This window comes from Bacteroidota bacterium, from assembly GCA_017303975.1.
GTDB lineage: Bacteria > Bacteroidota > Bacteroidia > JAFLBG01 > JAFLBG01 > JAFLBG01.
The window spans coordinates 122,758-144,148 of record JAFLBG010000004.1 but is presented as its reverse complement, the minus strand read 5'-3'; the positions used below and the strand labels follow the sequence as shown (position 1 = coordinate 144,148).

The window sequence follows — 21,391 nt, the reverse complement described above, 5'->3', positions numbered from 1 at the left end:
TTGCTAATTACTTGCGAAACATTTCTAGCGAAGCAAAATTAAAACTAGAACTCACCAAACTAAAAGATGAATTGAATGCACTAAAAACAGTTCAATCCGAAACTATTTTTTTCGAAACATTTGATATAGTTGTTTGGATAGAAAGCAAACTCGAAAACAAACCTATGTTGGAAATTGTAAAAACACTGTATCCAACTAAAACAGAGCAAGACTATTTGAGTCAAGATCAACTAAAAAATTAGTCGAAGCTTTTTTGGGGTATATCTAAATTTTCTTACATTGTTTTACAACTTAAGCATTATGACGTATATTTACTATCAATGACTTATGCGGCTTATTTGATATATTTTCATGATAAAAAACATTTTTATTTTTATTTTTTTATTTGCTTTTGGAGCGCGTTCCAACAACGTCACAATTTCTAGTATTACCACTAGCGGGCAAGATGTTTCTGCAGGTGTAAACAATGCCGCTAACTTTACCAATATAGAATTTGATTTAAACTGGGATAATAGTTGGAGACGATCTACCGGATCTAGCAATTGGGATGCTGTGTGGGTTTTTGCAAAATACAGAATTGAAACCGGAGGTTCTTGTGTGTCTTCTGCAGCCTGGAATCACTGCACACTAAGCACTACAGATGCTCACCATACAGTAACCACCACCAACGGTGTTGCTGCTACATCGAATGTAAGTTCTGATGGGAAGGGGGTTTTCTTTCATAGGACAGCAGATGGGAATGGCTCGATAAATTGGGACGATGTTAAGTTACGTTGGCAATACGTTACCGATGGATTAAGCGATGATTGCGAAGTAACCATCAAGCTATTTGCTATCGAAATGGTATATGTCCCTTCGGGTAATTTTATTCTTGGAGATGGAAGCACTACTACAATTGCTGCATTTAGAACTCCCGGTGTTGCGGCTTCTACTTTTACCGTAACAAGTGATGGCGCTATTACAGTTGGCGGTGGCGGAGCGGGCTCCTTAGGTAGAAATGCGGCAGTTGCACAAGCTGGAGGAGCTGACGACTGGACCGAAGCAGCAGTGCCTGTTAATGCACCAACTACAATTCCCGCAAATTTTCCCGTTGGATACGATGCTTTTTATTGCATGAAATACGAAATTAGTCAACAACAATACGTAGAATTTTTAAACACATTAAATGGAACACAACAGGCTGCGAGATGTGTGGCTGTAACAGCAGGGAGCTTTATGTGCAATACCGCAGCCACCGCCACCCCTCAAAATCGGAATGGCGTTAAATGTAAGGTTGCTCCGGTTGGGGCTACCCCAGGAGAATACGGAAACGATTTAGATGACGATGATACCTTCGGAGAAACAGCCTCCGATGGGCTAGCAATTGCCTGCAATTGGATGCTTCCTGCCGATTTTTTAGCTTATTTGGATTGGGCTGCCTTGCGCCCTATGTCTGAACTAGAATACGAAAAGGCGTGCAGGGGCTCACTTCCTCCTATTGCAAATGAATATCCTTGGGGAGTAGCATCAAACATTACAGCAGCCACAACAGCGGGTATTACTAATGGAGGGAATGTTACAGAAACAAACTCTGTTGCAAACTCTAATGTGGTATATAATGGTCAAACCACAGGACCAATGCGCTGCGGAGCTTTCTCTACTGCATCCTCAAACAGAATTACATCCGGATCTACCTACTATGGTATATTAGAAATGACCGGGAATGTTTGGGAAATGTGCGTAATTGTGGGTTGTGCAGCGGGAAGGTCGTATAGAGGTGGTCATGGAAATGGGGCTCTAAATTCTGCAGGTGCTGCAGATGTAGATTACTGGCCGGGCATCAATGGAAATGGAACCACAACTACAGCAAATAATGTTTATGGTGGAGTTACAGGTTGCACCGGAAGAGCCGGCATTGCATGGCGCGGAGCGGCTTATTTAAATGCAAATTGGGTTAAAGTTTCTGATAGAGACTACTGTGGGCCAGGTTGGAATGGACACACAGTTAGAGATAATAGAAGTGGTGGTAGAGGTGTACGAACAGAGCCTTAATTTTAAATTAGTTTAAAAAATTATATTTTAGAGTATCATGATAAAAAAAATGTTTTTTACTTGTATTGCAGCATTCTCAATACAAGCAGGCGCAAATAACGTAGTAATAACCAGTGTTTCTACTAGTGGGCAAGATATTACAGCAGGAGCAAACAACGCGGCCAACTTTACAAACATTGAGTTTGATGTAAACTGGGATAACTCTTGGCGTATATCAGGTGGTGCCAACAATTGGGATGCAATTTGGGTGTTTGCAAAATACAAAATTGAAACGGGAGGTGCGTGTACTGCAGGTTCTACTTGGAGCCACTGTACCCTTAGCACGACAGATGCACACCACACAGTAACTACCGCAAATGGGGTTGCTGCAACAGCAGATGTAAGCTCTGATGGAAAAGGAGTTTTCTTATACCGTACCTCAGCGGGAAATGGTTCCATTAATTGGGACGATGTTAAATTAAGATGGAGATATAGAACTGATGGATTATTTGATGATTGTAAAGTTACTGTGCAAGTGTTTGCTATTGAAATGGTATATGTACCAGCCGGAGATTTTATTTTAGGTGATGGAAGCACCACCACCATTGGCACTTTTAGAACTCCAAACGTAGCGTCATCTACATTTACAGTTACTTCAGATAATGCAATAACTGTTGGTGGCGGTGGAGCCGGATCTCTAGGCAAGAGTGCTGTTGCTCAAACAGGAGGATCGGACGACTGGACAGATGCAGCCGTTCCTGTAAGTGCACCAACAACCGTTCCTGCTGCATTTCCTGTTGGATACAGTGCATTTTATTGCATGAAGTACGAAATAAGCCAACAACAATATGTGGAATTTTTAAATACCCTAGACGGAACACAGCAAGCTAATCGTATTGTAGCTGTTACGGCCGGAAGTTATATGTGTAACACAGCCGCCACAGGTACCCCTCAAAACAGAAATGGTGTTAAATGTAAAAATGCCCCTTCTGGTGCTACCGCAGGGGAATACGCTTGCGATTTAGATGATGATGATAGTTATAACGAAACAGCATCGGATGGTCTTGCATTAGCCTGCAACTGGATGACAGTTGCTGACTTAGCGGCCTACCTAGATTGGGCTGCACTGCGCCCCATGACCGAAACAGAATATGAAAAAGCGTGTAGGGGTGGTCAAGGTGCTGGGTTACCAAATCCTGCTGTTGCCGGTGAGTACCCTTGGGGAACCGCAGCAAATATCACAGCCGCCACCACAGCGGGTATTACAAATGGGGGGAATGTTACAGAAACAAACTCTGTTGCAAATGCAAATATTTGTTATGCAGGAAGCACTACCGGACCTGTTCGTTGTGGGGCTTTTGCCGGAGCAGCAACAACGCGTATAACTTCTGGAGCCACCTATTATGGAATCATGGAAATGTCTGGTAATGTATGGGAGTGTTGTGTAATTATAGGCTGTGCTGCCGGCAGATCGTTTCAAGGAGATCATGGGAACGGAGCTGTTAACTCTCTTGGGCACGCAGATGTAAACTATTGGCCTGGATTAAATGGAAATAATACACTTACAACTCAAAATACGACCTACACAACAGGGGTAACCGGCAGGGCAGGATGGGGATGGCGTGGAGCTGCATATTTAAATGCAAACTGGGTGCGAATTGGCGATAGAGATTATTGTGGTCAAGGATGGGCAAACCAGGCAACTACAAGAGATAATAGACAAGGTGGTAGAGGAGTTAGAACTGAATAATTTTTTTACACAAAATAGTTATGAAGTGGTGTGAGGTTCACATAATTTCCAATAACTACAAATGAATAAAATAAAATACATATTATTTTTTGTATGTATAGTTTTAGGACTACACAATGCTCGTGCCCAATATTTGGGTGGTCAAGAAGATGGTTATTCTTCAGGGTATATATGTGCATCCGACCTAAATGGTGGTGCAGCAGCTTTAACTCTTAGTGCAATTACCGGACCTTCAAATTTTTGCAATAACAATTCCGAAAGATACCGAGTTACAGTTGCTACAGGAGCCGCTACTTCTTTCACTTGGACTTATCCAGCGGGGGCATCTACACAATCCGGAGGAGCAGATGGTAATATAACTATATTGTTTGGTACTACTAGTGGCAACGTACAAATTACTGCAACCAATGGTTGTGGAGAAAGCGATACCGAAATTCTCGCTGTTACCAATGTGGCGTGCAGCATGTTTAGTGGATTAGACAATGATGGGTACAACTCGAATTACGTTTGCTCTTCCGATTTGAATGGCGGTGCTGCTCCATTAACATTAAACCCACTAGTAGGTCCATCTAATTTTTGCAACAACAATTTTGAAAATTACTCTGTAGCGGTGGCTACAGGTGCTGCTACATCTTACTCTTGGTCTTATCCTGCCGGAGCATCTATTCAATCTGGTGGCACCAATGGAACTGCAACAATTTTATTTGGTACTACCAGCGGAAGTGTTACCGTTGTAGCATCAAACGGATGCGGGGAATCGCAAACAGAATATATTGCTGTTACAAACGTAGCATGCAGTATGTTTAGCGGACTAGATAATGATGGCTATCACTCCGATTACGTTTGTGCATCCGATTTAAATGGAGGTGCTGCGCCTTTAACTATTAACCCATTAGTTGGTCCATCTAATTTTTGCAACAACAATTTTGAAAATTACTCTGTAGCGGTGGCTACAGGTGCTGCTACATCCTATTCCTGGTCTTATCCCACAGGCGCCTCTGTACTATCAGGTGGAACAAACGGAAATGCCACTATCTTATTTAGCACAAATAGTGGAAGTGTTACGGTAGTTGTATCAAACGGTTGTGGCGAATCTCAAACAGAATATATTGCTGTTACAAACGTAGCATGCAGTATGTTTAGCGGATTAAACAATGATGGATACACATCCGGCTATATTTGCGGTAGCGATTTAAACGGACTAACCTCCGGAACACTTTCTATTGCTGCATTAACAGGTAATGGAACGGTTTGTGATGGAGATATTGGCGATTACTCATCTTCCATAACAACCGGAATTGCAACATCTTACACCTGGCTGCTGCCAACAGGAGCATCTGTGCTTAGCGGAGGAACAGCCCTAAACGCTCGTATTCTATTTGCTACGGCTAGCGGCAGTGTTTCAGTTGTTGCTGAAAATGGTTGTGGGGAGATTGACACAGCAACTGTAGCCCTAACCAATAATGCATGTAGCATGTATGCCGGCTTAAACAATGACGGATTTGCCATTCAGCCAAGTTGTGAAATAACTTTAAATGGTGGAGATGCTGCCGCACTAGCCACCTATTTTACCTATTCTATTTCGTGTCCTGGCTCTGGAGGAACTGTTTTAACATTCACCCCTACCGGAGGAAAAAGTTTTGATTATCAAGAAACAGCTACATCTGCCTTTGCTTACAGTGGTGTATATACAAGCACAATGGTTAGTAAAACTGTTACTAATGGAGGAACATATGATATAGAAATTAAAGATGCCACAGGCTGTACAGACGATGTGTTTAATTTAATTACATCCGCTACTCCTACTACCATACCATCCACATCGGTTACCGGTAGCTGTTTTTCGCCCGGAGCAAACACGTGGATGTACATTATTGATGCCACAGGCAAAGCTATTGTAGCTGTGGATGACAACTCTACCAATATTGGTATTGTTACAGCTACCGTTTATATAGATGCATCGGTTGGGACATTTAGTAACACAGCCTATTTACAACGACACTTTTTAATAGATACCGAAAACGCCCTAGGCGGTGGTGGTGCGGGCGTTCGTCTTTACTTTACGGCTGCAGAGCTTACTGCACTTCAAACAGCAGCCACTACTATTACAACAACAAACGCCTTAGACAATGTTGCTTCTATAGCTGCACTTGGCGCAACAAAATACAATGGACCAACAGAAGACGGTACATACGACCCATCTGACAATACATCATTAGTGTATATTGCACAAACGGGTAATGGTAGTCAATTTGGGAATAATTACATTGAATTTACGGTTTCAAGTTTTTCTGAATTGTGGCCACATGCAAGTACAGGAGGTAACTCAGCATTACCTATCGAATTACTTTATTTTATTGGCATCAATAAGGGAGATTATAATTTATTAGAATGGAGTACAGCTACCGAGATTAACAACGATTATTATACAGTAGAAAAGTCTGTAGATGCTGTAAATTTTGAAACTGCAGGAATTGTAGATTCAGAGGGCAATACACAGGGTCTTACCAATTATCTATTCAGCGATTACAACGTAATGCCCGGCATAACGTATTATAGACTAAAGCAAACCGATTACGATGGTTCTTACACCTACTCCAAAACAATTCCAATAAATGTAGATTTTGAAAACATTAACTCCTTGAAAGTATTTCCAAATCCACTATCCCACGGTCAAGAGCTTAATCTATATGTAAACCTTTCTACACAAAAACCCGTAAATGTTCGCGTAACAAACATGATGGGAATTATCGTGTTTGATGGCTCTGTTTATTTATCCGATAAAAACATTGGAAAAATAGATATTGCCAAATTACCTGCAGGCATTTACCATGTAGATGTAACTTCCGAAAAAAATTACCACGGACGACAAGTTATTACCATCCACTAACTACCGATTTTAATTTCTACTTTAGTCTTATTCAACCAAATTACCTATATGAGAGTTCTTATTTTTGGCGCCACCGGATTAATTGGAAATTTATTAGTACAGGAATGCCTTTCTAGTACTGCCATTTCAGAGGTGCGCATTTTTGTACGAAAAAAAATAAATACTAATCACCCCAAATTAAAACAGTTTATTTGCACATACACTACCATTGATTCCATAAAAAACGAACTTGTTGGAGATGTGGTTTTCAATTGCTTGGGCACGACACTAAAAGTTGCGGGGTCGAAAGAAGCCCAATACGAAATAGATTGCAGCTATCCTGTAAAAGTGGCGAAACTAGCGGCTGCCAATGGTATTAAAACTATGGTAAGCGTAAGCAGTATTGGTGCAAGCGCTACCGGAAATTTTTATTTGAAAACAAAAGCCGAAATGGAAAGCGGTGTTCAAAATGCGATAGGCAAGCAAAGCTATTTTATGCGCCCCTCTTTCTTAGTTGGCGAAAGAAAAGAATCTCGTTTAGGAGAAAAAATAGGCATCGTACTTTTTTCCGGAATTAATTACTTATTAGTTGGTCCGCTAAAGAAGTATAAATCTATAAAAGCACAGTACGTTGCAAAAGCAATGCTGCACATTGCCACAGAGAAACCGGAACAACAGATTTTTTATTTTGCTGATATTATAAAACGAGGGAAGTAGAAACCCTGCGTTTATCTAAAAGATTGCTACAAAAACGCTTCTCTAATTTTTTCGGAAAGATTAGCTTCAACAACATTCTTAGCTAAGAGCACCATGTTCTTAATGGCTATTTCATTGGATATTCCGTGACCAATAATGGCAGTACCATTAACACCAAGTATAGGTGTGCCACCGTAATTTTCGTAATTAAATCTATCTATATACTCGTCTCTCCATCCGCGTTTGCGAATCATATAATAAAATGCCTCAGCTTGTTTTAACACCACATTTCCTGTAAATCCATCGCACACAATTACATCGGCTTTGTTGTTAAACAAATCTCGACCTTCTACATTGCCAATAAAATTAAAGTCTTTGGAGTCTTTCATTAAATTGTGTGCAGCTTGTGCAACAAGATTTCCTTTTTCTTCCTCCTCGCCTATATTTAATAATGACACTCTAGGATTATCTATTCCATAAATATTTTTCATGAATAAACTACCTAAAATTCCAAATTGATACAATACATCGGGCTTACAATCTGCATTAGAGCCTACATCCAACAACAAACCAACTCCCCCTTTTTCTTTTGGAAGTACCGATGTTATGCAAGGGCGGATAACACCGGGGATAGTCTTTACGGTAAACATAGCGCCTACCAGCATAGCCCCGGTGTTTCCGGTACTTGCAAATGCATCAATTTTTTTTTCTTTTAAAAGTGAATATCCAACAGCAATAGTAGAATTAGGCTTTTGGGCGAATGCTTTGGTAGGATGCTCGCCCATACTAATTACATCGGGAGCATGAACGATATCGAATTTTTCTGAATCAACCCCATTGTTTGCTAATAGAGTTTTTATTTCTTCTTGATTACCAATTAGTACAATACGAACAGAAGAGGGCAATTCTTGTTGTGCAAGAATAGCCCCCTCAATTGGTTTGTTAGGTGCGAAATCGCCTCCTAATACATCAAGGGCAATTTTCATTTATCTACTAAATGCTGATTAATAAGCCTATGCAGCTTTTTCCATTACCACTTTACCTTTGTAGTAAAGTTTTCCTTCGTGCCAATATGCTCTATGGAAAAGGTGAGTTTCTCCGGTTGTTGGACATACCGCCATTGTTGGAACTACAGCTTTTATGTGCGTTCTTCTCTTTCTTTGTCTTTGCTTCGAGAGCTTACGTTTTGGATTTGGCATGACAATTTTTAATTTAATTATTAATAATATTCTTTAACACATCCCAACGAGGATCTGTTTGCTGTTTATTTTCTTTTTCCTTCACAGCATATTTTTTTAGAAGCTTTAATGCTTCTTTATTACAAGTGCTTTTGCCTTTCTCGTCATCCGGATGTACCCTTTTGGCGGGAACGGAAAGCATTATAAATTCATATATTTTGTGCTTTAACTTTACTTCAGAATCAGAGCTTGATAAATATACAATCTCATCTTCATCCACAAATTCAGCATTATTTAATTTGTAAATAAGTTGTTGAGATGCATCTAATGGAGTGTTGAAATTTTCTCCACATCTATCACATACTAAACTTACAAATCCTTTTATAGTGAGGGTTACAACAAGCATCGTTGTTTGTTTTTCAAGCAAAACATCTACTTTTAGCGTGCCTGCTTGTACCTCAGAATAATCGAGTTGCTCAAAGAACGTGTTACTTATATCAAACTCGAAATTATGTTTACCATTACTAAGTCCCGTAAACGGTATGCAATAATCCTCTTTCCTATTCATGGCAACAAAATTTAAAGCTCGCAAAGATAGAAAAAAAGAACTAATAAAAAAAGTTGTTAACCCCCCCCTTAAAATCAAGCGTTTATTCCGACTTTTACGAGCAGCTGCACAATGACCGAAGTACTAGAAATACTAAAAAGAACAACCCTAAAGCGCCTTTTAAACGGATTAAAAGTGGTTTTGAGCTACTATTACTCGCGTATTAGTGGAAATCCTATCCAATGGGGCTACCCAATTAGCTTAGCCATTGAGCCCACCACTTCCTGTAATTTAAGGTGCCCCGAATGCCCTAGCGGATTGCGAAGCTTCTCCAGACCCACAGGAATGCTAAAAGAAGAGTTTTTTCGCAAAACTATTGATGAAATTTCGCCCTATACAGGCTATTTAACGTTCTATTTCCAAGGAGAACCCTATTTGAATCCCTCTTTTTTATATATGGTGGCATTGGCATCAAAAAAAAACATGTACACCAATACCTCCACCAACGCGCATTACTTAACAGACGAGAATTGCAAAAAAACAATTGAAAGTGGCTTGAGCAGAATTATCATTTCTATTGACGGAACCACTCAAGATACTTACGAAAAATATAGAATTGGGGGTAATTTAGAAAAAGTGCTAGAAGGCACGAAGCGCTTAATTGAATGGAAAAAAAAGCTAAAATCTAAAACACCACACATTATATTTCAATATTTAGTAGTACGCCACAACGAGCACCAATTAAAGGATGCACGCAAATTGGCAAAAGATATTGGTGTAGACGCTATAAAATTTAAAACAGCCCAAGTATATGATTTTGAGGGCGGAAACGACTTAATCCCACTTAATAAAAAATACGCGCGTTATATTCAAAACAAAGAAGGAAAATTCGAAATAAACAATAAGCTGCTAAACCACTGTTGGAAGCTATGGAGTGCCTGTGTAATTACCTGGGATGGCAATGTGGTGCCCTGTTGTTTTGATAAAGATGCTACACACCAATTTGGCAATTTGAATACGGAAACGTTCCAGGATGTATGGCAAAACACTCATTATCAAAGCTTTAGAAGCGCCTTACTAAAATCTCGCAAAGAAATTGATATTTGTGCTAATTGTAGCGAAGGCACTAAAGTTTGGACATAAGCACTGTTGCACAATAATTTATAACAAAAAACGTTAGCTGATAGTACGCATGCGCATTCTGGTAAAATATAGTTTACTTTATTTATTGGTATTTAGCAATGTAGTAATTGCACAATACAAGGAAAAAGCCCGACCCAATGCCGAATTGGGCGTATTTATTGGAGGCTCTTACTATATTGGCGACTTAGTAAGTTCAACTGATTTTTACAAATTTACAAAACCCGCAGCAGGCCTACTATTCAGAAGAAATTTTAACCCTCGTTGGGGATTACGATTTAATGCATTTTACGGAAACGTGGAGGGCGATGATGCTAAATCTACGGCCGCATCTTTAAAAGCCAGGAATCTAAATTTTCGATCTATTATTATCGAAGCCTCTGCTCAATTCGAGTTTAATTATTTAGAGTATAAATTTGGTTCGAAAAAAAATCCATTCAGCTCTTATTTATTTGCAGGCATTGGTGCATTTCATTTTAACCCTAAGGCAAATGTTGGAGGCAGTTGGGTAAAACTACAACCACTTGCTACAGAAGGCAAGAACTACACACGAGTACAACCCTCTATTCCATTTGGAATTGGGTTTAAACAAAGCCTTGGAAAAGGCTTTGGATTTTCCGTGGAATGGGGAATGCGAAAAACAACAACAGACTATTTGGATGATGTAAGTACAGTTTACGTAGACCCCAATTGGCTTGCATCAACCAAGGGTGCTATAGCGGGGGAGCTTTCTGACAGAAGCACAAATCCGGGAATACACAAAATTGGCTACCAGCGAGGCAATTCGAAAAATAAAGATTGGTACTCGTTTGTTGGATTAATTCTTTCGTTTAAAATTTCTGAAAAACCGGAGTCTTGTCCGGGATATAATTAATTTATTTTTTCCATTGTTTTGGTTACACCAAGTATTGGAATACCAATATATCCTCTCAATTTCAAATTGTTTCCTTCGAGCCACATTTTAGAACTGTATGTTTTCCCGTCTAATGGATTATAGATGGTTCCATTTACATACTCATCACCTTCAAAAACAAAATCAAAAAAAACATCTGTTCCTAAAACAATTCTGTCTCTCAATGCTGGGTTTGGATTGTTTACATCTCTAAGTTTAGGAGTTTTACTTTCAATAGATTTCCCATAATATTTTCCATTTTTCTTATAGATGCTTATTTTGCCGTCTTTGTCCGGAGACCAATACGTACCAATGATTTTATCGGGGTCAATCGAAAACATTTTAATACTCCACGACAACAAAATGAATATTATTCTAACTTTCAAACTATTATTTTTAATCTTTGTTACGCATCAATATCACAAACATTAGTTTTATTTGCAAAAAAAAATGTTGAATTCGTTTAATAAACTAGTTGATTACTTTTTACATCCAAAACTAAAAGCCGATAAATCAACGCATGAAAAATCAAGAATATATGTGCTAGCTTTTGTTATCATTTTTGGTATGGGTTTTTTGTATAGCGCATTTTATCTAGTCCAACAAATTGTCATTGGAACAAAAGCTTTTCATAATTACCTTGGACTATCATTATCTATAGCAGGGCTATTAATCATCAAAAAAACAGGGAACACCAAACTTGCTCTTTTTATTGGATCCATTGTAGGTTTATACCTAGTATCATCGAGTGTTTTTATTTCTGATGGAATTAACTCAAATGATGTGCTTTGGTATATCGTTTTAGCAGCAGCTTCATTTATGTTTATTGGAATACGAGAAGGGGCCTTAATGACATTGGCATCTTTTATAAGCATAACAATTTTTTACATTGTTGAAACATTTAATTGGATTGAATTTGATGGCGACAGTATTTCAATGTCGCTAGAATACAGATATTTTAATTTACTACTTATACTTGGTGTACTTTCTCTTATGGTATATGTTCTGGTAAGTGGCAACAATAAACTTCAACAATTACTTCAATTAGCCAAAGAACAAAAAGTAAGAGAAGAGATTGCCCGTGATTTTCACGATCAAATTGGGAACAAATTGGCCTCTCTGAGGCACCTTGCAGCATTAACAACTCTTAATAAATCGGAAATAGAAAAAGCGGAAATAATTTCTAAAATAGATAGAAATGCCAAAGAGGTATACGACAATTTTAAAGATTTTATTTGGACCAAAGACCCTAAAAGCGACCAATTGCAAGAACTGTTTATGTATTTGCGAGATTTTGCCGATGATTATTTAAAATATTCGAACATCAACCTTTTTGTGCATTCCGAACCAGAAGTGCTTCCTAACATTGAACTGCCGCCAAACTGGAGCAAACAAATTGTGCCTTTATTAAAAGAGGCTATTACTAATGTGTATAAACATGCCAAAGCAAAAAATATATATTTTACTTTTAGCACACAGGCCAAAACCCTTGAAATACGGCTAAAAGATGATGGCAAAGGAATTATAAATACAGAACGTTTTTCCACTGGCAAAGGCATTAAAAACATGAAATACAGAGCCGATCAACTTGGTGCTAATATTTCGTTTAACAACATTTTACCAACCGGAACAGAAATTATTTTCAGCGTTCAACTACCCGTTTCAGGTAGTACGAATGGGTAATTATTCAATAACTTTGTACTAGATGAAAGTAGAAAATCCATATAGATTAGTAATTGTAGAGGACAACAAGGAGTTAAGAGATATATTATGCGAATACATAAAGGCAAATGATAAACTTTTTTTAGCCGATAGCTATTCTAACTGTGAAGACGCGCTTGCAAATCTTTTGCAAGATAAACCACGTATTGTGTTGATGGATATTGATTTGCCCGGAATAAATGGGATAGAAGGCACAAAGAGAATAAAGCACTTGCTGCCAAGTGCAGAGGTTATCATAATAACTGTGTTTGAGAATAGTGAAACTGTTTTCTCGGCTTTAGTTGCGGGCGCAGCGGGCTATTTAACAAAAACATTGGACAGAGAAGAGTTAATGTCTTCTATTGATGAATGCTTGCAAGGTGGCGCACCTATGAGTATGAAGATTGCAAAGATGGTGGTTGGGTCATTTAAAAAAAACACCAAAACACCTTTAACAGAACGAGAGACGGAAGTGCTAACTCATTTATCGAACGGCAAAAGTTACAATACAATTGCATCGCTTTTAAACATTTCAAAAGACACTGTTAAATACCATATAAAGAATATCTATATCAAACTTCAGGTTGATAGTAAAGAGGCCGCAATAGAAGTTGCAAACGCCAAAAAATTTATCTAACCGTTTTATTTTTTTTGTGGGTACTACCCATATAGGGTAGTACAAGCACTCGGCTTTTTGGAGAAATTAGCAGAAACAAATTTATCATACAATATAAATATCGTATAACACCCATGTTTTATATGGTTCTATAGCTTGATTATATTATTTGATAATTAAACCTAAAAAAATGAAAATGAAAAGAAAACTACTTTCTCTATTACTATTAGGCGTAACAACCTTTCAATCAAAAGCATCAAACTATGCATTTGACTTAACAGCTAGTGGCACAAATTATCTTACAACAACTACAGCTCCGTTATCAGGAAACAGTGCTTTCACGATTGAGTTTTGGTACAACAACAATGGCAATGCTTATGGCAGTTATGCTCGACTAATTGGCTTTGATAACTATGCTAGCGATATTGCTTTAAACAACGGTATTTTGCAAGTTTATGACGGATCATGGAGAGCCACAACCGCCAACACAGGACTAAATACAGGTTGGCATCATGTTGCAGTTACAAACAATCAAACTAATATGTTTGTGTATGTAGATGGTGTGCAGGTTTACACAAAAGCATCTGCAACATATAATTTTACAGGTAATAAAATGTATGTAGGCATTTCTTATTCCCTATTCAGCAACGATAGAGTAAGCGCCTATTACGATGAGATACGAGTATGGAATACAGCGCGAACCCTACAAGAAATTAACGACAACAGAATAAAGCAATTGGAGGGTACCGAAACAAATCTAGTGGCTTACTACCCTATGCATAAAGGGTCTGTAGCCGATTTGTCTGCTTCTGCAAATAATCTGATTATTACAGGTGCTGTTTACAAAGATGATTTTCCTTTTGGGGAGTATATAAATGATTATTCACTAAACTTTGACGGAACAGATGACAAATGTGAAGTAGCTGGAGCCATAACAGGAAACTCAAACTTTACTTTGGAAGCTCAGTTTAAAACATCGGCAACATCATTCAGCGCTTACAGAAGAATTTTTGGATGGGATAGCTTTGGATTAGAAGTTGCAATTGGTCCCGGAGCCACATTGGCAACGTATAAAAACAGTTGGGCTAATACAATTGCGACCAACTTAAATGATGGAAATTGGCATCATGTAGCAGTAACGCACAATTCCGGTACACTGACGATATTTGTTGATGGAGTTCAGGTTGGGCAAAGAACGGTAACATTAAATTTATCAGGCACAATGGTACTTGGTGGTAGATATAGTTCTGGTGGTGGTGGAGAATTTTTTGATGGAAATATAGACGAAGTTCGTATATGGAATACTCCGAGAAATATTAACGACATTATTGCTTGCATGGACAGTACATTAGAAGGAACAGAAACCGGATTAATGGCGTATTATGACATGAACACTCCGGCTTCTACCATTTTAAACTCAGTAACCACGGGAAGCAACCTTACAAGAATTGGCGCAACGGGAACTAACAACTTACCACAATTTGTAGTAGATAACAACAAAGTATTTGCACCATCTGTACTTTACACGAGTGGAGCAATCATATGCAACTCCGGTGTTGGTACTTTAAGCGCAACACCAAGCAGCGGAACTGTTAATTGGTATGCAGCATCTACCGGAGGTGTATCCATTGGCACTGGAAATACATTTACAACACCAACACTAACAGTTAGCACTACATATTATGTAGATGCAACAGCAAATTCAGCAACAACAGGTTTTAGAATTCCTGTTATAGCTTCGGTTAATCAAGGCCCTAACGATTCAATAAGCCAAAACGGAAATATTCTTTCTTCTATTGAAGTTGCGGCTGCTTTCCACTGGTACAATTGCACAACCATGCAAACAATAAGTGGAGATACAACTTCTACCTATACTGCAACAGTAAATGGAAACTATGCTGTTATTGTAGAAAAAAATGGATGTGTTGATACATCTGCTTGTGTTAATGTATTATACAACACTGTATCCAATGCACAGTTTACAGATTTCACTATAACTCCTAATCCGGCAAAGGAATATATTAAGGTATCAAACTACAACTCTACCTTATTTGATATTGAAATACGAGATATTTCCGGAAAAATAATTTTCAAAGAACAAAACATACACCAACAACTAATTTTAAACACTGCTAATTACAACGAAGGCGTGTACATTATTAAAATAAGCACTAATAATCAAACACACTACAATCGCATAGTTATTCAGTAATGCACAAACAACTATTCTAGATTTAGAAAAGGGGCGTGTCGAAAAAATTTTCGACACGCCCCTTTTTCTGTTTTTCAAAAAGCTAAACAACCGACAAAACAGCTTTAGCAGCAATCTCGCTAAACGCCATAATGGTAAGACTAGGATCTACACTTGGTGCAGTAGGAAATACACTTGGGTCTGAAACATAAAGATTGTCGGTATTGTGAACTCTGTGGTCAAACCCAACCACACTTGTTTTCGGGTCTTTGCCCATTCTTGCTCCTCCTGCAGGATGCGGAGCCGCAAACATAAACCTTCCTGGTTTTATATCTAATGCTGCTACTGCAGCTTTAATTTGATTTTTATTGGTGATATGAGTGTTTTTTGCATCCCCAAAATATACTTCATTGGCACCCATCTCAAAATTAATGATGGCTTGCTTTTCAAACGAATCGCGAATACGTTTTTCGTTTTCGCCACCAATAGGAACATGGTATCTTGGAGAGCCATCCTTGTATTCAATTCGTCCTTCTTCTACATCATCAATCCAAGAAATAGTTCCACCCAATTTTCTAAAATTTGTCATTAGCTTTCTGTGTGCATCGCCAAAAGCAGGCAGCACAGCCGCAAACAAGGCAGGCTGAAGTTGATTTGCAACAAGCATATATCCACCTTCAACGTATTTCCCATTTTCTGTTTTAGCTAATCTAAATTGATCTACGCCCCAAGCGGCCGGAATATTTCTATAAATTATTATTTCTTCATTGTACAATGCATGCACCATTGGCGATGGATTGCAATAGGTATGCTCGCCCACTGCCGGAAGTTTTTCTTTAAATCCATTCTTCAATAAAAAGGCCGGAGATCCGTATCCACCGGCTGCTAGTACAAATACCTTAGCGTGTATCTTTACTTTTTTGCCATTTGGCAAACCTGTTGCTCTGTCTAAAACTTCGCAATTAAGCGTAGTTGCTTTTGTTCCCTGCCATACTAATTCTACTGCATTAGTATCAGCAAAAACTTTTGCCCCGGCAGCAATGGCACGCGGAATGTGTGTTACCAACTGACTTTGTTTAAAATCGTACGAACAGCCTTGCATACAATATCCACTAGAAGCGCAGGGCTTGCGTGCCTGTGGAATTGGATGCCCCTTCCAACCCAATTTTTTCGAACCCTCACGCAACAATTGATTCATCCTGTTGTAGTATGTTTCGGTTGGCTCGTGCACATTATGATCTTTTTCTAGTTGATCCCAATAAGGAGCCAAATCCTTTATTCCATGTCCTTCCAAACCATACTGCTTTTCCCACAAATCCAATCTGTCCTCCGGAGTTCTATAACTATCTGCCCAATAATGCACACTAGCCCCACCCACATTATTTCCGTAGGTGAGTGAAATAGACCCGTCTTCACTGGTATCAAACCCACGACCGCCATCAATTTTGGCAATCATGTTATCTTCACGTTGATCAAAATCTTCTTTTGTATAGTAACCACCTCGTTCAACAAATAGTACCTTCTTGCCGGCTTCTGCCATACGCACACCCAATGTAGCACCGCCACAACCAGTTCCAATTATGCACACATCAACTGTTTCTTCAATATCACTTGTGATATCTAAATATGTTTTTATACTCATTTTGTTACGCTAGTTTTGTTTTTTTTAAGAGACTTGCATACGCAGCTCTTGATGGTGCTGGTTTTGCTTTACTAATAAATGGCCCCTCATAGCCAATTGCCGACCAAGTAGCCGAATTGCTATAATAAAAAAAGTGAACCATTACTTTTAGTCCACCTGAAATTTGTTGCAATAAATCATTCGAACCGGTAAGGTAAGCTTCATAACATTTAACACGCTCTTGCAATGACAAACTAGAAAATCTGCTTGTATAGCCTTGTAATAAAGGAGCGTGTTCAATTACCTGCAAACCGTTTTTTAAATCGCCCTTCAAACGCTCGGACAAAGCCCATATTTCTTCGTCTAAACGCTGCGGAAGCCCCATTTTAATTGGATTTGGGAAATCTTTCGTATCAGGAAGCAGCGCTTCTATGATTGATTTCATGATTACAAACTCCTTTGTTGACAATGCAATGGGAGTTTCTCCGGATGTTAGTTGAGAGGAGTATCCCAATGCAAACCACCTGAGCGACCCAGCTCCCATAAGCACTACAGCCCCACCTGCCCCAAGTTTAAAAAATCTACGTCTATTCATACTAGTGTGATTAATTTTTAAAGGTAATCCAAATGGCAAATATATTCAAAAACCACTTCGAGCCCTATTGAAGAGGGCTTTCAAAGACAACCCCATCTTTATAGTAAAGTCACTACTTTTAACAAATATTAACTATACTTTTTTAAACATTCAGGCGTTATAAGTCAATTATTTACACAGGTTAACTTTAATTGCTATTTTTGCCCGTCAACAATACGAACATGTCGTTTAAAGAAAAAATTGATTTAAATCGTTTGCCAAAACATATAGCTGTAATTATGGATGGCAACGGACGTTGGGCCAAGCAACAGGGTCAAAACAGGGTGTATGGTCACGAAAATGGCGTTAAATCGGTAAGAGAAACTGTTGAGGCTGCTGCCGAAATTGGGGTGGAATATATTACTCTTTATGCCTTCTCGACCGAAAACTGGAACAGACCTAAAGAAGAAGTAGATGCATTGATGAGTTTACTGGTACACACCATTAATGCAGAAACACCAACATTGAATAAAAACAATATTCGCTTGCACGCCATAGGCAACCTAAAATCGCTGCCTACCGACTGTTTAAACGAACTAAACGAAGCAATTAAAAACACATCTCAAAACACAAGAACCAACTTAGTTCTTGCATTAAGCTATAGCTCTAAATGGGAAATTATTGATGCCGTGAAGAAAATTGCCGGAGATGTTTCTAACAATAAAATTACCATCGAAAATATTGACGAGACGCTATTTTCTTCCTACTTAACCACTCGAAATGTGCCGGATCCTGAATTAATGATTCGTACCAGTGGCGAACATAGAATTAGCAACTTTTTACTTTGGCAACTGTCGTATGCCGAATTTTATTTTACCGATAAATTTTGGCCGGACTTTAGAAAAGAAGACTTTTTTGAAGCCATCTATGATTACCAAAATCGCGAACGCAGATTTGGAAAAACAAGCGAGCAACTAACCACACAATAGGAAAGATGCAAAGAATAGTTTTATTTTTTATCTTATGTGTAACCTATAGCGCCTACAATGCACAAGTAGCGCTGCAAACAGATAGCTTTGCTATAAATTATCAAACTCCGCAAGAGTTTGAAATTGGGGGTATTACCGTTACCGGACCGCAATTTTTAGATAAAGGAATTATTGCTACTGTTTCCGGACTATCTGTAGGTGATAAAGTTTCTATTCCTGGCGAACGAATTTCTGATGCAATTGAAAACCTTTGGAAACAAGGACTTTTTGATGATATAAAAATAACTATTACCAAATTGGTTGGTAATACTGTTTTCTTGGAAATTTCTTTAGTAGAACGACCTCGACTTTCTAAATTTACTTTTAAGGGAATCAAAAAAGGAGAAGCAGATGATTTACGAGAAAAAATAAAACTGGTAAAAGGAAAAGTAATTACCGATCATTTAATTGCATCAACAAGTGCAATAACCAAAAATTTCTTTATAGACAAGGGTTTTATGGATACAGAAGTAACCATTAGACCGGAAAAAGACTCGCTGTTATCTAATTCGGTAACACTATATATCAACATTAAAAAGGGAGGAAAATACAAGGTAAATAAAATCATTTTCCACAATGCCACTTCGTTTTCTAAAATGAAACTTAAAAAAGCATTGAAAGAAACAAAAGAAAAAGTGTGGTACAACCCTTTCAACAATGGCAAATACCTAGAAGAGAATTTAGAAAAAGATTTGCCCGGAATTATTACAAAATACAATACCACAGGATTTCGCGATGCTAAAATTTTAAAAGACACAGTTTACAAAGTTCCTTTCAGAAAAAAGAAGCGTGTAAATATAGAGATTACCTTGTCAGAAGGAAAAAAATTCTATTTCAGAAACATAAGCTGGATGGGCAATACCAAATACACAGCTAAAGAATTATCAAATGTATTGGCAATAAAAAAGGGCGATATTTTTAACCAAGATTTATTAAGCCAAAAGTTGAATATGAACCCCAACGGCATTGATGTTAGCTCTTTGTACATGGACGATGGATATTTATTTTTTCAAATAACTCCGGTAGAAATAAATGTAGAAAACGACTCCATAGACCTGGAAATACGCATGTACGAAGGCAAGCAGGCCACCATCAATAAGGTAACGGTAAGCGGAAATACAAAAACCAACGACCACGTTATTATGCGAGAAATTCGCACCAGACCGGGAATGCTATTTAGCCGTGCAGATATTATTCGTACCACACGAGAACTAGCCCAACTAGGCTATTTCGACCCAGAAAAAACGGTTCCGAATCCTATTCCAAATCCAGCAAACGGAACCGTTGATATTGATTATGCAGTTGAAGAAAAACCAAACGACCAAATTGAACTGTCCGGTGGATGGGGAAACAGAAGTGTTGTAGGAACACTCGGAATTACCTTTAATAACTTTTCTACGAAAAACTTTTTCAAGAAAGAAGCTTGGAGACCTCTACCTACCGGAGATGGACAACGTTTAAGCTTGCGAGCACAAGCCAACGGGCTTCCTTTTCAAAGCTATAACATGTCGTTTACAGAACCTTGGTTAGGCGGGAAAAGACCAAATTCATTAAGTTTTTCGGCATATCACACCGTTCAAAACAGTGGGATTTTAGGGAGCGATGGAAAAAATAGAGCAAAAAGTGATTGGAATTTCTTAAAAATAACCGGAGCTTCTGTCGGTCTAGGGAACAGACTGCGTAAGCCCGATGACTATTTTGTTTTGTACCAAGAGTTGAACTACCAGTATTACCAAGTAAATAATTTTGGTTCGGTAATTCCTTCGCTTTCTTCGGGCTTTGCAAACAATATTAGCTACAGATTCAGTATATCCAGAAACTCAGTTGACAAACCTATTTTCGAAACACGAGGAAGTAATATTTCGTTTTCAGCGCAACTTACTCCACCCTACTCCTTATTCAACAAGTTAGATTATTCTACTGCTACCGCACAAGAACGATTCAAATTTATCGAATACCAAAAATATAAATTTACAGCTGCATGGTTTACCCAATTAACCAATAAGAAAGCAGCAGAGGGTAAAGAAGCAAGAAATTTAGTGCTTTACACCAAGGTAGGATACGGTTTTTTAGGCATGTACAATTCGAAAGTAGGGCGCTCTCCATTTGAACGATTTGTTGTTGGTGGTAGTGGTATGACTGGGTTCAATGGAATTTTAGGAAATGAAATTGTTGCACTTAGAGGATACAACGATGCCAGCATTTCAAGCGCAGGTGGGTCGCCAATGGTAAATAGATACACAACAGAGTTGCGTTTCCCTATTTCATTAAATCCGCAAGCAACTATTTACTGCTTAGCCTTTGCAGAAGCCGGAAACACCTGGAATAGTATTCAAAAATACCGTCCATTTGAGCTAAAACGCTCTGCAGGATTGGGAGTTAGAATATTTTTACCCATGTTTGGCTTGATTGGCTTTGACTATGGTTGGGGCTTCGACTACAACCCTAATGATAATTATGGTTCAGGGCGCAATATACAAACCGGTAAACCACAAGGACAGTTCCACTTTACTATTGGAGCAAATATGGGCGAATTGTAAGAAATGAAGAATTAAAAATGAAAAATGCAGGAATTTAG

The 21,391-nt window shown here is 38.4% G+C and carries 18 protein-coding genes; 12 read left to right on the top strand and 6 right to left on the bottom strand.

The window, feature by feature from the left end:
• The 5 genes from J0M08_02930 to J0M08_02910 form a co-directional block, all read left to right on the top strand.
• On the top strand, window positions 1-242 hold a 242-nt coding region (locus tag J0M08_02930; GenBank protein MBN8701989.1), incomplete at its 5' end, for a hypothetical protein.
• 109 nt (window positions 243-351) lie between these two features.
• Window positions 352-2,031 (top strand): SUMF1/EgtB/PvdO family nonheme iron enzyme, encoded by a 1,680-nt coding sequence (locus J0M08_02925; GenBank protein MBN8701988.1) that lies wholly within the window; start codon window positions 352-354, stop codon window positions 2,029-2,031.
• 37 nt (window positions 2,032-2,068) lie between these two features.
• Entirely contained in the window at window positions 2,069-3,760 is a 1,692-nt protein-coding gene (locus J0M08_02920) for an SUMF1/EgtB/PvdO family nonheme iron enzyme (protein MBN8701987.1), read from the top strand.
• A gap of 61 nt (window positions 3,761-3,821) precedes the next feature.
• On the top strand, window positions 3,822-6,650 hold the full coding sequence (locus J0M08_02915; protein ID MBN8701986.1) for a T9SS type A sorting domain-containing protein: 2,829 nt from the start codon (window positions 3,822-3,824) through the stop codon (window positions 6,648-6,650).
• 48 nt (window positions 6,651-6,698) lie between these two features.
• Window positions 6,699-7,346, top strand: a complete 648-nt coding sequence (locus J0M08_02910) for an NAD(P)H-binding protein (GenBank protein ID MBN8701985.1) — start codon at window positions 6,699-6,701, stop codon at window positions 7,344-7,346.
• A gap of 26 nt (window positions 7,347-7,372) precedes the next feature.
• Here J0M08_02910 and plsX read toward each other — a convergent pair whose 3' ends face one another.
• The 3 genes from plsX to J0M08_02895 are packed head-to-tail and all read right to left on the bottom strand — an operon-like array spanning window position 7,373 to window position 9,071.
• Window positions 7,373-8,311, bottom strand: a complete 939-nt coding sequence (gene plsX / locus J0M08_02905) for a phosphate acyltransferase PlsX (GenBank protein MBN8701984.1) — start codon at window positions 8,309-8,311, stop codon at window positions 7,373-7,375.
• Between the two features lie 27 nt (window positions 8,312-8,338).
• Window positions 8,339-8,524 carry a 50S ribosomal protein L32 gene (gene rpmF, locus J0M08_02900; GenBank protein MBN8701983.1) on the bottom strand — a complete coding sequence of 62 codons (186 nt, stop codon included), beginning with the start codon at window positions 8,522-8,524 and terminating at the stop codon, window positions 8,339-8,341.
• Window positions 8,525-8,537: 13 nt separating this feature from the next.
• Complete coding sequence (locus J0M08_02895; protein ID MBN8701982.1) at window positions 8,538-9,071, bottom strand: DUF177 domain-containing protein; 534 nt, start codon at window positions 9,069-9,071, stop codon at window positions 8,538-8,540.
• A gap of 111 nt (window positions 9,072-9,182) precedes the next feature.
• Between J0M08_02895 and J0M08_02890 the strand changes: the two genes are divergently transcribed.
• Window positions 9,183-10,193 (top strand): SPASM domain-containing protein, encoded by a 1,011-nt coding sequence (locus J0M08_02890; protein MBN8701981.1) that lies wholly within the window; start codon window positions 9,183-9,185, stop codon window positions 10,191-10,193.
• A gap of 49 nt (window positions 10,194-10,242) precedes the next feature.
• A complete protein-coding gene (locus J0M08_02885; protein ID MBN8701980.1) occupies window positions 10,243-11,064 on the top strand; it encodes a hypothetical protein in 822 nt (273 codons plus the stop codon).
• Here the strand turns inward: J0M08_02885 and J0M08_02880 are convergent.
• Complete coding sequence (locus tag J0M08_02880; GenBank protein ID MBN8701979.1) at window positions 11,061-11,468, bottom strand: DUF2147 domain-containing protein; 408 nt, start codon at window positions 11,466-11,468, stop codon at window positions 11,061-11,063. The genes J0M08_02885 and J0M08_02880 overlap by 4 nt on opposite strands.
• 64 nt (window positions 11,469-11,532) lie before the next feature.
• Between J0M08_02880 and J0M08_02875 the strand changes: the two genes are divergently transcribed.
• The 3 genes from J0M08_02875 to J0M08_02865 all read left to right on the top strand — a co-directional run bounded on the left by J0M08_02875 (window position 11,533) and on the right by J0M08_02865 (window position 15,611).
• Window positions 11,533-12,765, top strand: coding sequence for a hypothetical protein (locus J0M08_02875; protein ID MBN8701978.1), 1,233 nt, complete (start codon window positions 11,533-11,535; stop codon window positions 12,763-12,765).
• A gap of 22 nt (window positions 12,766-12,787) precedes the next feature.
• A complete protein-coding gene (locus J0M08_02870; GenBank protein ID MBN8701977.1) occupies window positions 12,788-13,420 on the top strand; it encodes a response regulator transcription factor in 633 nt (210 codons plus the stop codon).
• Window positions 13,421-13,595: 175 nt separating this feature from the next.
• Window positions 13,596-15,611: a T9SS type A sorting domain-containing protein gene (locus J0M08_02865; GenBank protein MBN8701976.1), complete on the top strand. Its 2,016-nt coding sequence runs from the start codon at window positions 13,596-13,598 to the stop codon at window positions 15,609-15,611.
• Window positions 15,612-15,693: 82 nt separating this feature from the next.
• Here the strand turns inward: J0M08_02865 and J0M08_02860 are convergent, their stop codons facing one another.
• Both J0M08_02860 and J0M08_02855 read right to left on the bottom strand, forming a co-directional pair.
• On the bottom strand, window positions 15,694-17,232 hold the full coding sequence (locus J0M08_02860; protein ID MBN8701975.1) for a GMC family oxidoreductase: 1,539 nt from the start codon (window positions 17,230-17,232) through the stop codon (window positions 15,694-15,696).
• Window positions 17,233-17,236: 4 nt separating this feature from the next.
• Complete coding sequence (locus tag J0M08_02855; protein ID MBN8701974.1) at window positions 17,237-17,806, bottom strand: hypothetical protein; 570 nt, start codon at window positions 17,804-17,806, stop codon at window positions 17,237-17,239.
• Window positions 17,807-18,027: 221 nt separating this feature from the next.
• Here J0M08_02855 and J0M08_02850 point away from each other — a divergent pair, with 221 nt between their 5' ends.
• Both J0M08_02850 and bamA read left to right on the top strand, forming a co-directional pair.
• Complete coding sequence (locus J0M08_02850) at window positions 18,028-18,774, top strand: isoprenyl transferase (GenBank protein ID MBN8701973.1); 747 nt, start codon at window positions 18,028-18,030, stop codon at window positions 18,772-18,774.
• A gap of 5 nt (window positions 18,775-18,779) precedes the next feature.
• Window positions 18,780-21,353, top strand: a complete 2,574-nt coding sequence (bamA, locus tag J0M08_02845) for an outer membrane protein assembly factor BamA (protein ID MBN8701972.1) — start codon at window positions 18,780-18,782, stop codon at window positions 21,351-21,353.
• Window positions 21,354-21,391 lie beyond the last annotated feature (38 nt).